General features: G+C 68.9%; 11 protein-coding genes. 3 read left to right on the forward strand and 8 right to left on the reverse strand.

Going from position 1 to position 12,732, the window contains the following annotated elements; translation table 11 throughout:
• Positions 1–22 precede the first annotated feature (22 nt).
• Positions 23–1,855, reverse strand: coding sequence for an Hsp70 family protein (locus ACVN90_RS03680; RefSeq protein ID WP_475100824.1), 1,833 nt, complete (start codon positions 1,853–1,855; stop codon positions 23–25).
• Between the two features lie 420 nt (positions 1,856–2,275).
• Here ACVN90_RS03680 and groES point away from each other — a divergent pair, with 420 nt between their 5' ends.
• Together groES and rarD are read left to right on the forward strand one after the other, a co-directional pair.
• Entirely contained in the window at positions 2,276–2,572 is a 297-nt protein-coding gene (groES, locus tag ACVN90_RS03685; RefSeq protein ID WP_045275440.1) for a co-chaperone GroES, read from the forward strand.
• 260 nt (positions 2,573–2,832) lie between these two features.
• Entirely contained in the window at positions 2,833–3,747 is a 915-nt protein-coding gene (gene rarD, locus ACVN90_RS03690) for an EamA family transporter RarD (protein WP_475102052.1), read from the forward strand.
• Positions 3,748–3,750: 3 nt separating this feature from the next.
• Here rarD and ACVN90_RS03695 read toward each other — a convergent pair whose 3' ends face one another.
• Genes ACVN90_RS03695 through ACVN90_RS03705 form a run of 3 tightly spaced genes read right to left on the reverse strand, consistent with a single transcriptional unit; the run spans position 3,751 to position 6,646 of the window.
• The gene (locus ACVN90_RS03695) at positions 3,751–4,080 is read right to left on the reverse strand and encodes a metal-sensitive transcriptional regulator (protein ID WP_374977118.1); all 330 of its coding nucleotides are present in this window, start codon (positions 4,078–4,080) and stop codon (positions 3,751–3,753) included.
• 11 nt (positions 4,081–4,091) lie between these two features.
• Entirely contained in the window at positions 4,092–6,440 is a 2,349-nt protein-coding gene (locus ACVN90_RS03700; protein WP_475100825.1) for a heavy metal translocating P-type ATPase, read from the reverse strand.
• Positions 6,437–6,646 (reverse strand): heavy-metal-associated domain-containing protein, encoded by a 210-nt coding sequence (locus ACVN90_RS03705; protein ID WP_475100826.1) that lies wholly within the window; start codon positions 6,644–6,646, stop codon positions 6,437–6,439. Before ACVN90_RS03705 ends, ACVN90_RS03700 begins: the two co-directional genes overlap by 4 nt.
• 311 nt (positions 6,647–6,957) lie before the next feature.
• Here ACVN90_RS03705 and ACVN90_RS03710 point away from each other — a divergent pair, with 311 nt between their 5' ends.
• A complete protein-coding gene (locus ACVN90_RS03710; RefSeq protein WP_475100827.1) occupies positions 6,958–8,235 on the forward strand; it encodes an ABC transporter substrate-binding protein in 1,278 nt (425 codons plus the stop codon).
• A 201-nt stretch (positions 8,236–8,436) separates the two neighbouring features.
• On the opposite strand, the gene ACVN90_RS03715 is transcribed toward ACVN90_RS03710, so the two are convergent.
• From ACVN90_RS03715 to ACVN90_RS03730, 4 genes are read right to left on the reverse strand one after another with little or no spacing between them, the layout of a single operon-like run.
• On the reverse strand, positions 8,437–9,174 hold the full coding sequence (locus ACVN90_RS03715) for an ABC transporter ATP-binding protein (protein WP_475100828.1): 738 nt from the start codon (positions 9,172–9,174) through the stop codon (positions 8,437–8,439).
• Positions 9,171–10,280, reverse strand: a complete 1,110-nt coding sequence (locus tag ACVN90_RS03720) for an ABC transporter ATP-binding protein (RefSeq protein ID WP_475102053.1) — start codon at positions 10,278–10,280, stop codon at positions 9,171–9,173. Before ACVN90_RS03720 ends, ACVN90_RS03715 begins: the two co-directional genes overlap by 4 nt.
• A gap of 28 nt (positions 10,281–10,308) precedes the next feature.
• Positions 10,309–11,289, reverse strand: a complete 981-nt coding sequence (locus tag ACVN90_RS03725) for a branched-chain amino acid ABC transporter permease (protein WP_475100829.1) — start codon at positions 11,287–11,289, stop codon at positions 10,309–10,311.
• A gap of 10 nt (positions 11,290–11,299) precedes the next feature.
• Positions 11,300–12,592, reverse strand: a complete 1,293-nt coding sequence (locus tag ACVN90_RS03730; protein ID WP_475100830.1) for a branched-chain amino acid ABC transporter permease — start codon at positions 12,590–12,592, stop codon at positions 11,300–11,302.
• Between the last annotated feature and the right edge of the window lie 140 nt (positions 12,593–12,732).

The following is a 12,732-nucleotide window of genomic DNA, read 5'->3' on the forward strand; positions in this document are numbered from 1 at the left end:
GTTGAAACCCCGTCGGCCCGCGTCAGACCGGAATGTCCTGGGTCGGGCTCGGCGAGGGTGCCGGCTCGGCGGGCGCGGGATCGGCTGGAGGGGCCGGGTCTGCGGGCGGAGCGGGTTCCTGAGTGGGCTCCTGAGTCGGCTCCGGCTGGGGCTCCTGGGTGGGCTCCGGCTGGGGCTCCTGGGTGGGCTCCGGCTGGGGCTCCTGAGTCGGCTCCGGCTGGGGCTCCTGGGTGGGCTCCGGCGTCGGCTCGTTGCCGGTGGTGTCTGTGCCGCCGGTCCCGCCCGTCTGTCCTCCGGTTCCACCCGAATCTTCGCCGGTGCCGCCGGTTCCTCCCGATTCACCGCCGGTTCCACCGGTGCCGCCCGTGCCGCCGGTGTCCTGCGAACCCGGGTTGGGGGCGGGCGAAGCGCCCTTGGTCGGACGCGGTGCGGGTGCCGGTGCGGCGTCGGCCGTGGTCGTCGTGGTGGTGGTCGTCTTCTTCTGCGGGGTCGCGCCCTTGCGCTGCGGGTTCGCCGCGCGCGGGGCCGCCTGCTCCGTGACAGGCGCGGCGCTCTCGGGAGCGGGCTGCTGCGCCTCCGGCGCCGCCGCCTCGGGGGCGGCCTGCTCGTCGGTGGGTCCGGGCGTCGGCTCGGTCGAGACGGTGAAGAACCCGTTCAGCGCCCCCGTGCCGGCCGTGAGCGTGCTGCCGAAGACGATCGCGGCCGCGACGACGACGGCACCTCCCGCGATCGCGACGATGTGCCGAGCGCTGGGCGCGGATGATGCTGCCGCGACCGGCCCGACCGGAGCTGGGATGCCGCGTTCCACGGAAGATCCCGCGAGCTCGAGTTCGGCGGCTGCCGCCGGCGCGCCGTCGAAGATCGCCAGCTCGGCCGACACGCCCAGCTGCACGTCTGTCGCGCGGATGAGAGCGGTGTGGGCAGCGCCGAGCGCGATCGAAGACTTCGGGTCGGCGTCGATCGCCGTCGGGCGGCCGAACCGCTCGGAGAGACCTTGCGTGACCAGCGGGATCCGCGACGAGCCCCCGATGAGCAGGATGGACTCGAGCTGATCGGGCTCGAGACCCGCGTCCTCGAGGGCATCCTCGAGAGCGTCGATCGTCTTCGCCAGCGACTCGTCGATCATCCCCTCGAATTCCGCGCGGGTCAGCCGCACGCTCGAGCGGCCCCCTGCCAGGAGCACCGGGATCACGGCGTCGGAGTCGAATGACAGCGCCTCTTTGGCGTCGACGCACTCGCGTCGCAGCTGAGAGAGCGCGATGCGGGAGTCGGGGGAGGCGTCCTGGAGCGCTTCGGCGGGGACCTCTGCCGTCCGCAGCACGTGCCGCAGGACAGCGTCGTCGAAGTCCGCACCGCCGAGATTGTCGATACCGACGGGTTCGCCCACGAGGTCGAAGCTGCCCGCCTCTTTTCGCAGGATCACGCAGTCGAAGGTGCCGCCGCCGAGGTCGTACACGGCGAGGATCTGACCGTCCTGGACATTGCGCGACGCGTCGTAGTGGCGTGCTGCGGCCTCAGGCTCGGTGATGAATGCCACCTCGCTCACGCCGATCGCCTCGAGCGCGGAGCGCACCAGGCCGATGCGGTGCGGACCCCACATCGCGGGGTGCGTCAGGATCACGCCTTCCGGGCGTGCGCCCTCGCGCTCCGCGACCGTGTCGATCACGTCGGCGACGGTCCGTGCGTACAGCTGCTCAGCCGGGATCGACTGGCCGCCGACGACGATGGGGATCTCGTCCCCGATGCTCCGCTTGAACTCGCGGATCAATCGCTCGGGCTGCGTGACTCCGCGGCGCTCGGCCGCATCGCCGAAGAGCATCTCGCCGTCCTCGGCGACGAAGACCACTGTCGCCACGCTGTCTGCGCGCCGACCCAGCGGAAAGGATGATGTGACGATGCTGCCGTCAGTGGCGAGTCTGGCTGTTGCTGCACCCACTCGGCTGGTCCCGACATCAACCGAGAGGAAATAGGAATCCACGCTGAAACGCCCCCACCTCGTTTGCAAGCGAGCTCCCCCGATCTCGCATCGACTGTCTTATTGCGTTCCCCACGAAAGAGCAGCCGACACTCGCGATGATACATCCGACTCGAAATCACCCTCAAGGGCTTGGGTCATTTGCGACGCGTCGGTGTCACGGAGCGAAACAGCGGTGCGTGCATGACGACTCATTGGCACTCACGTTGCATGAGTGCCAGCCGGTTGCCTAGACTGACGTAAGCACTCTCAACGTCAGAGTGCTAACGAGTCTTAGTCTCAAGAAAGAAGAGGTAGACCGTGTCGGTTTCCATCAAGCCGCTCGAGGACCGCATCGTCATCAAGCAGGTCGAGGCCGAGCAGACCACGTCCAGCGGTCTGGTCATCCCCGACACCGCCAAGGAGAAGCCCCAGGAGGGCGAGGTCGTGGCGGTGGGCCCGGGTCGTATCGACGACAACGGCAACCGCATCCCGCTCGACGTCGCCGTCGGCGACCGCGTGATCTACAGCAAGTACGGCGGGACCGAGGTCAAGTTCGGCGGCGACGAGTTCCTCGTCCTGTCGGCTCGCGACGTCCTCGCGGTCGTCGTCCGCTGAGTCCAGCGCACCACGCGTAACGAGAGGGTCGGATGCTTCGGCATCCGGCCCTCTCGTCGTTCCCGGTGGCAGGAATCGCGTCATGGACGGCGGAGAACGGATGCTGCGCCCCCGGCGCCGCGGGCCGGGCGCGAGGTGAGCGGGCGTAGGCTGACTCGGTGAGCCACCCGCAGCCCTCCCCGCCGGAACCCACCGCTGTGGACGGGCTCGACGACTCGACCGCGCTGGACCTCGGCGTCACGACCGGCACGCGCCGGATCGTGAGCGACGCGGCCCAGGCCCGCGAGCGCAAGCTCGGCGGGATCTACACGTTCTCGGCGTACCTGCTGTGGGGCTTCCTGCCGTTGTACTTCCTGCTCCTCGCTCCGACCGGGCCGTGGGAGATCGTGGCATGGCGCATCCTGCTGTCGCTCGTCTTCTGCGCGCTGCTGCTCACGGTGACCCGCACGTGGCCGCGGCTGACCGCGATCTTCCGGCAGCCGAGGGTGCTCGGCCTGACCGTGATCGCGGGCCTCTTGATCTATGTCAACTGGCAGGTGTTCATCTACGGCGCCTTGAACGGTCACGTCATCGAGACCAGCCTCGGCTACTTCATCAACCCGATCGCGACCGTGCTCCTCGCCGTGCTCGTGCTGCGGGAGCGCCTGCGCCCGACGCAGTGGGTCGCGATCGGCATCGCGGCCGCTGCCGTGCTCGTGATCGTGGTGGGCTACGGCGCCTTCCCGTGGATCGCGCTCACGCTCGCGGCATCCTTCGGCGTCTACGGCCTCGTGAAGAAGAAGGTCGGCCCGTCGGTCGACGCGGTGAGCGGTCTGACGCTCGAGACCCTGTGGCTCACGCCGATCGCCGTCGCGGTGCTCGTGATCGTCGGCGCGACCGAAGGCCTCTCGATGGGCAGGGAAGGCTGGGAGCACACCGTACTGCTGAGCCTCACCGGCGTCATCACCGCGGTGCCTCTGCTGCTCTTCGCCGCCGGCGCGCGCCGGGTGTCGCTCACCACGATCGGCCTGCTGCAGTTCGTGGCGCCGATCCTGCAGTTCCTCGTCGGCTGGCTCGTGCTCCAGGAGCCGATGCCCCTCGAACGGTGGATCGGCTTCGGCCTCGTGTGGGTCGCACTCACCGTGCTGACAGTCGACTCGCTCATCCACGCGCGCCGCACGCGCGTCGCGGCGTAGCGCTCAGCGCACGAGGCGAGCGATGGCCTGCGTGGCCTCGGTGATCTTGGCGTCGGCCTCCGCGCCGCCCAGGCGCGCAGCATCCACCACGCAATGGCGAAGGTGGTCGTCCAAGAGGCCCACGGCGACGGCCTCGAGGGCGGAGGTCAGCGCACTGATCTGCGTGAGGATGTCGATGCAGTACTTCTCGTCCTCGACCATCTTGTGGATGCCGCGGGCCTGTCCCTCGATGCGCTTGAGGCGATTGAGGTACTTGTCCTTGTCGGTGATGTAGCCGTGGTGGGCGTGGTCGTCGGCGTGCGAGTGGGAGTGCTCGAGAGCGATGTCGGTCATGTCGGACTCCTTCAACGGTCAGTGTTCGAGAGGCTGCGGAACCGCCGGAGGCGCAGGCTGTTGCCCACCACGAAGACGCTCGAGAACGCCATCGCCGCTCCGGCGATCATAGGGTTCAGAAGGCCCAGGGCCGCCAACGGGATCGCGGCCACGTTGTAGGCGAAGGCCCAGAAGAGGTTGACCTTGATCGTGCCGAGGGTGGCGCGCGAGAGGCGGATCGCGTCGGAGGCGCTGCGCAGGTCGCCGCGGACCAGGGTGATGTCGGAGGCCTCGATCGCAGCATCCGTCCCGGTTCCCATCGCGAGGCCGAGGTCGGCCTGCGCGAGGGCGCCGGCGTCGTTCACGCCGTCGCCGACCATCGCGACGACGCGGCCCTCGCCCTGGAGCTCGCTGACCACGGCGACCTTGTCTTGCGGCAGCACCTCGGCGATCACGCGCTCGATGCCGACCTCGTCGGCGATGGCACGCGCCGCGGCGGCGTTGTCGCCGGTGAGCAGCACCGGCGACAGGCCGAGGGTCTTCAGCTGCGCGACGGCCTCGCGGCTCGTGGGCTTGACCTGGTCGGCGACGACGAGGAGACCGTGCACCGCGCCGTCCCACGCGGCGAGGACCGGGGTGCGGCCCAGCGCCTCGGCCGCGGCCTTCGCGGCGGCCAGGTCGTCGGGGAGCGTCAGAGCCCAGTCCGCGAGCAGGGCACTGCGGCCGACGAGCACGGCGTGCCCTTCGACGACGCCCGAGACGCCCTTGCCGGGCACGTTCTGGAACGACTCGACCTGGGGGAGGGTGCCGGCCTCGGCGGCGGCAGCACGGGCGATCGCCTGCGCGATCGGGTGCTCGGAGGCGTGCTCGAGAGCGCCCGCGAGGCGCAGCACCTCGGCGCGGGCGGCGGACGCCTCATTCGCGTGGGGATCGAGCGAGCCCGCGACGATGACGTCGACGAGCGACATGCGGCCGCTGGTGACGGTGCCGGTCTTGTCGAGCACGACTGTGTCCACGGTGCGCGTGGACTCGAGCACCTCGGGGCCCTTGATGAGGATGCCGAGCTGCGCGCCGCGACCCGTGCCGACGAGCAGCGCCGTCGGGGTTGCGAGACCGAGCGCGCACGGGCACGCGATGATGAGCACCGCGACGGCGGCGGTGAACGCCATCGCGGCGGGGGCGCCGGTCAGAAGCCAGGCCACCAGCGTGCCGAGCGAGATCAGCAGCACGATCGGCACGAAGACGCCCGAGATGCGATCGGCCAGCCGCTGCACCTTCGCCTTGCCCGACTGGGCGTCCTCGACGAGCCGCGCCATCTGCGCGAGCTGCGTGTCGTCGCCGACGCGCGTCGCGCGCACGACCAGCCGGCCGCCCGCGTTGACCGTGGCGCCGACGACAGGGTCGCCGGGCGCGACCTCGACGGGCACCGATTCGCCCGTCACCATCGAGGCGTCGACGGCGGAGGTGCCGGAGGTCACGACGCCGTCCGTGGCGATCTTCTCGCCGGGTCGCACGACGAACTCCTCGCCGACGCGGAGGTCGGCGACGGGCACGCGCACCTCGACGAGGGCGAGTGCGGCGGGGGAGCCGATCCCCGGCATGTCGAGGGAGACCTGACCGGCGGGAGCGCCCGAGGGGCGCAGCACCGCGACGTCCTTCGCGCCGATCTCGAGCAGGGCGCGCAGGGCCGCGCCCGCGCGGCGCTTCGAGCGCTGCTCGAAGTACCGGCCCGCGAGCACGAACGTCGTGACGCCGGCCGCGACCTCGAGGTAGATGTCGCCCGCGCCGTCGCTCGGAGTGACGGACCACTCGAACGTGTGCGTCATCCCGGGCATGCCCGCGTGCCCGAAGAACAGCGCGTAGAGCGACCACAGGAAGGCGGCCGAGACGCCGAGCGAGATCAGCGTGTCCATCGTGGCCGCGCCGTGGCGCAGGTTGATCCACGCGGCGCGGTGGAACGGCCACGCACCCCACACCACCACCGGCGCCGCGAGCGCCAGCGACGCCCACTGCCAGTACGTGAACTGCAGCGCCGGGATCATCGCCAGGAGGATCACCGGCGCCGACAGCACGACCGACCCGATGAGCCGCTGCCAGAGGCTCGTGAGCTGGGGGTCGGCGGGCTCTTCTGTGGTGAGCTCGGTCACCGGCGGCGCGGGGAGGGCGGCCGTGTAACCGGTCTTCTCGACCTCCTCGATGAGCGCCCGCGGGTCGAGTCCGGCGGGAACGGTGACGAACGCCTTCTCCGTGGCGTAGTTGACGGATGCCTCGACCCCGTCCATCCGGTTCAGCCGCTTCTCGATCCGCGCGGCGCACGACGCGCACGTCATCCCGCCGATCTCGAGTTCGAACCGGGCGGCGGGGATCGAGGCCTCGTTCATGCGCGGACCGCGCTGTAGCCGGCCTCGTCGACGGCCGCGATGACAGCGTCGTCGGCGAGTTCGGCAGCGGAGACGATCTTGAGCGTGCCGGCGGCGGCGCTCACCTGCACGTCCTGGACGCCCGCGAGCTTCGACACCTCGCCGCGCACGGACGCCTCGCAGTGCCCGCAGCTCATTCCAGTCACCGTGTACGCGGCCTCAGCCATGAGTTCTCCTCTGTCGATCGGGGATGGATACCCCTGAGGGGTACCCGGTCGGTCCAGTGTATACCCGCAAGGGGTATGGCGGGCCGCCGCCGAGAACGGCGGGCGCGGCGGCGGCGCCGGGTCGGTCGTCGATGAGTTATCCACAGCGCCGATCTGTTCACATGATCCGGAAATGCCCTCCGATCACGGTTTTCAATCCGTTACAGATCGTTAACGAAAGGCAACATTGCTGACGCTTGCCGACGATTAGGTTTAGTGCACTGGGTCGGCGCCCGAGCCGTTCCCGTTGTCAAAACACAGCAAGGAGCAACATGAGCGTCTTCACCCGCTCGCGTACGGCCACCGTCCTCGGTGGCATCGCGCTCGTCGGCGCCAGCGCCCTCGTCCTCGCCGGTTGCACCGGCGGCGGCACCGGCGGCGAGGCAACCGAGTCGGCCGGCCCCGTCGAGGATCTGAGCCTCAAGATCGGCACGGCGCTGCCGCAGACCGGCAACCTGGCGTTCCTTGGTCCGCCCGAAGAGGCCGGTGTCGCGTACGCCGCATCGCAGATCAACGACTACGCCGAGACCACTGGCCTCGACCTCGAGGTCGTCTACGGCGACTCGGGCGACACCGACAACAAGGCGTACGAGACCGAGATCCCGCGCCTGCTCGGTGAGGACGTCTCCGCCATCATCGGCGCGGCATCGTCCGGTACGTCGCTGCAGTTCATCGACCAGGTCGTCGGCGACGGCGTCATCCAGTTCTCGCCGGCCAACACCTCCGACGCGTTCACGACCTATGAAGACAACGGGCTCTACTTCCGCACCGCGCCGTCCGACGTCCTCCAGGGCGAAGTGCTCGGAAACCTGATCGCCGAAGACGGCAACCAGACGCTCGGCATGATCGTGCTGAACGACTCGTACGGCACGGGCCTTGCCGGCTACGTGAAGGAGGCCTTCGAGGCCGCCGGCGGCGAGGTCGTCGCGGAGCCCACCTACAACACGGGTGACACGTCGTTCGACGCCCAGGTCTCGGAGGTCCTCGCGGCCGACCCCGACGCGATCGCGCTGATCACGTTCGAAGAGGTCACGACGATCCTCCCGTCGCTGTTCGGGCAGATCCCCGCCGACAAGCTGTACTTCGTCGACGGCAACCTGTCGAACTTCGACGACGAGGGCTTCCCGGCCGGCTCGCTGACCGGTGCCAAGGGCACGCTCCCCGGCCTGTCGATCGACTCGATCTCGGCGTTCACCGACGAGCTCGACACGTTCGTCGAGGGCGAGGGCACGGAGCCGCTGACCGAGTACAGCTACGCGGCCGAGTCGTTCGATGCGACGGTCCTGCTCGCACTGGCCGCGCTGGCGGCTCAGTCGACCGAGGGCACGGCCATCGCCGAGAAGCTCATCGAGGTCTCGGGTGGCAGCGGAGACGGTGAGAAGTGCGACACCTTCGCCGCGTGCGCCGACATCATCCTCGGTGGCGGCACGGCCGATTACGACGGCATCTCCGGCCCGATCACGTTCGACGAGGTCGGCGACCCGACCGAGGCGTCGATCGGCATCTACGAGTACATCGACGACAACACCTACGTCGCGTACGAGGGCTGATCCTTCCTGATCAGGAGCCCCGGGTCTTCGGACCCGGGGCTCTTCGCTGTGCGCTGACGGTGGCGCGGGAGGGCGGGAGGTGCGACCGCGCCGTCGCGCCTGCCGCCCTCGTCGCTCACGACGGGCACGATACGCAGAAACGCCGAAGGGGACGGATGCGAGGCATCCGTTCCCTCCGGGTCAGGCAGGGCAGGCGCGGCGTCAGGTGCCGAGCGTGCCGAGGTAGAGCTCGGCCACCTTCGGGTCCTGCAGCAGTTCGCGCCCGGTTCCCTCGTAGGCGTCGCGGCCCTGGTCCAGCACGTAGCCGCGATCGCAGATCTGCAGGCAGCGGCGGGCGTTCTGCTCGACCATGATGCAGGTCACGCCCGCCTTGTTGATCTCGGAGACGCGGATGAAGGCCTCGTCCTGCCGGACAGGAGAGAGGCCGGCTGACGGCTCGTCCAGGAGCAGCACCTTGGGGTCCATCATGAGCGCGCGGCTCATCGCGACCATCTGCCGCTCGCCTCCGGAAAGCGATCCCGCACGCTGCTTGAGGCGCTTGCCCAGCTCGGCGAAGATGCCCGTCACGAACTCGAGGCGCTCCTTGTACACCCCGGGCCGCTGATAGAGGCCCATCTGCAGGTTCTCTTCGATCGTGAGGCTCGGGAAGACGTTGTTCGTCTGCGGGATGAATCCCACTCCGCGCGCGACGAGCTTGTTCGCCTTCAGCCCGGTGATGTCGTCGCCTTGGAGTGAGACGGTGCCGCTGCGCACGTGCACCTGGCCGAAGATCGCCTTCAGCAGCGTCGACTTGCCGGCGCCATTGGGACCGATGATGCCGATCAGTTCGCCCTGATGGGCGACGAGTGAACAGCCGTTGAGGATGTTCACCCCGGGCAGGTAGCCCGCGTGGACATCGTCGACGAAGACGACCGGGGTCTGGGTAGCGGTGGTGCTCATGAGCGCTCCTCCTTGTCGTCGGACGGCTGTTCGGGCGCGGGCGCAGCGTCATCGACGGATCCGTCCCCAGGGGCGGGTTCGTCGGGCGCAGCGGTGGGCGCCTGGGCCGGCGCTCCCGCGACCGTTGCGGATGATGCCCGGTCGGGCTCCACCACTTCCCCTTCTTCCTCCGCGATGCCCGCCTCGACGAGTGCCTGGGCGCTCGCACCGGCGCTGGCTTCGGCATCCGTGGTGGCATCCGCATCGATCACATCGATGCGGCCGGTGACGACACCGAGGTCGAGCTCCTGGTGCGCGCCGAGGTACGCGTCGATGACCGCGGGGTCGCGCATGACCGTGTAGGGATCGCCCTCCGCGACGATGCGGCCTTCGGCCATGACCACCACCCAGTCCGCGATGTGGCGCACCATGTGCATGTCGTGCTCGACGAAGAGGACCGTCATCCCCTCGTCCTTCAGGTCGAGGATGTGGTCGAGCAGCGACTGCGTGAGCGCGGGGTTCACACCGGCCATGGGCTCGTCGAGCATGACGAGCGTCGGCTTGGTCATGAGCGAACGCGCCATCTCGAGGAGCTTGCGCTGACCGCCGGAGAGGCTTGCGGCGAAGTCGTCGGACTTGGCGTCGAGCTTGAACTTCTCGAGGAGACGGATCGCCTGGTCTTCGATCTCGGCGTCCTGCTTGCGCCACAGCGCGGGGATGAGGCTCATCCAGAAGCGCTCGCCGCGCTGCCCGGTGGCACCGAGCTTCATGTTGTCCATGACGGTGAGCAGGCCCAGCGCCTTCGTGAGCTGGAAAGTGCGCACCAGGCCCATGCGCGCGACCTTGTACGCCGGCACTCCGGAGAGGCTGCGACCGTCGAAGCTCCAACTGCCCTCGTCGGGCCTGTCGAAGCCGGTCAGCAGGTTGAACAGGGTCGTCTTGCCCGCGCCGTTCGGCCCGATCAGCGCCGTGATCGCTCCGCGGGGGATCTCGAGGTGGTCGACGTCGACCGCCGACACTCCGCCGAACGTGCGACGTACGCCGTCGGCGACGATGATCGGATCGACCTTCGCGACGCCGGGCGCTGCGTCGCCGACATGGAGTCCGGTCGTCTTCGGGCGTGCCACCGGTCCGGTGGCGGTGTGGGCTGCGCCGTTACTTGACAAAGGTCAGCTCCTTCTTGTTGCCGAGGATGCCCTGCGGCATGAAGATCACGAGCAGCATGAGCGCGACACCCACGAGGATGAAGCGCAGGATGCCGGCCTGGATCTGCGACATGCCGCCGAGGAGGCCGGCGGAGGCGAGGGCGGGCAGAACGTTCGAGAGGAACGTCTGCAGCGCCCAGAAGATGAGCGAGCCGAGGATCGGGCCGAAGACCGTCGCCGCGCCGCCGAGCAGCAGCGCCGTCCAGACGAAGAACGTCAGGGAGGTGACGTACACGCCGGGGCTGACCGCCGAGGGCAGGGCGTAGACGATGCCGCCGGCCGCGGCGATCACGCCGCCGAGCACGAGCGACTGCATCTTGTAGGAGAACACGTTCTTGCCGAGAGAGCGCACGGCGTCCTCGTCTTCACGGATGCCCTTGAGCGTGCGGCCCCAGGGGCTGCGCATGAGCATCCAGACGACCATCACGGCGATGACCACGGTGATGATGCCCATGATGCGCACCCACCACCCCGTCTCGTTGTAGGTCCAGGGGCCGAAGCCGTAGGTGCCGGGCGGGATCGGGTTCGACGCGCGGAAGCTGGCGTGGTAGCCGCTCAGGCCGTCGGCCGATCCGGTCACGTCGTCGAACGCCGTGGTGAGGAACATCAACCGCAGCACCTCGGCCGCCGCGATCGTGACGATCGCGAGGTAGTCGCCACGCAGGCGCAGCGTCGGGATGCCGAGGATCAGCGCGAACACCGCGGCCGCGGCGAGCCCGATGATCGCCGCCAGCCACCATTCCAGCCCGAACGTGAGGATCGAGATGGCGTACCCGTACGCGCCGATCGCCATGAAGCCGGCGATGCCCATGTTGATCAGGCCGGCGTAGCCGAAGTGCACCGCGAGTCCGAGCGCCGCGAGGGCGTACCCGAGCGTCGCCGGGCTGATGATCGACGATGCCGTGTTGGAGAGAATCTGAAGCCAGTCCATGGTCGTTGCCCTAACCGATCCGCTCGCGTCGTCCGAGAATGCCCTGCGGTCGGAGCAGCAGGATGAGGATGAGGATGAACAGCGCGCTGGCGTACTTGAGGTCAGCGGGGATCCACAGGCTCGACACCTCGACGAGGATGCCCACGATGAGTGCGCCGATCAGGGCGCCGAAGGCCGTGCCCAGACCGCCGAGCACGACGGCGGCGAACATCAGGAGCAGGATCTGCGCTCCCATGTCCCACCGGATGCCCGGTCGGTAGAAGGCGTAGAGGATGCCGGCGAGACCCGCCATGGCGCCGGCCACGATCCAGACGATCCGCACGACGAAGTCGACGTCGATACCGGACGCCGAAGCGAGCGACGGGTTGTCGGAGATCGCACGCGTTGCCTTGCCCAGCCGCGAGCGGGTGAGCCAGAGGGCGAAGGCGACGATCATGATGATCGAGATCGCGAGGGAAACCATGTCGATCACGCTCATCTGCACGACGCCGAAAAGCGGGATCTTCTCCGCCGCGGCGCCGGGCAGCTGCAGCGTGCCGCCGCCGATGAAGAACTGGTAGGTGTAGCGCAGCGCCAGGGACAGCCCGATGCTCACGATCATGAGCTGCACCACACCGGTCCTTCGTCGGCGCAATGGTCGCCATAGGGCCATGTCCAGGACCAGGCCCAGCAGTCCGCTCAGGATCACGGCCAGCGGATAGGCCAACCACCAGGGGAGCCCGAGGGTCGCCGGAGTCACGAGCAGGTACCCGACGATCGCGCCGAAGGTCACCATCTCGCCGTGGGCGAAGTTCGATATGCCGGTTGTGCCGTACACGAGCGAGAGACCGATGGCGGCCAGGGCGAGCATCAGGCCGAAGCTGATGCCCTGAACGAGTCGCTGCACCAGCTGATCCCAGAACCCGGTGACGTTGCGCTCGCCTTCGCCGATGAAGAAGTTCACCGTGACGCGGCCACCGGGGCCGACGGTCACCTCCTTCTCGTTCGGGGTATCGTCCTCGTCGTCGACGACGGCGATGCCCTCGGGGAGCGTCTCCTCGTTGAGCGTCACCGTGTACTCGGCATTGCGTTCGGGCACGCCGACGCGCCATTGGCCGTTCTCATCGGTCTCGACCGTCTGCTCGCCGCCCGGGCCGTCGATCGTCAGCTCGACGCCTTCCAACGGCTCACCGTCGAGTTGGACGTTGCCGCTGATCCGATAGGGATCGTCTTCGGCTGCCAGGGCGGGCGTCGCGGTGGCGAACAGCCCCAACAGGACGAGCAGCAGTCCGAAGAGGGCGGCGATCGACCGCCTTCCAGACACATGCCTCGTGGTCACAGTCGCAGGACCCACAGAACCTCCAGTTCGCCGCCGACGAGCGCACCGATGTCCGGGTCGCATCGGCTGTGATGAACGACGGTACGAGCGTAATGTGTCGCCGGTGTTTCGCCTATCGCACCCTG

Source organism: Microbacterium sp. F01 (assembly GCF_056156365.1).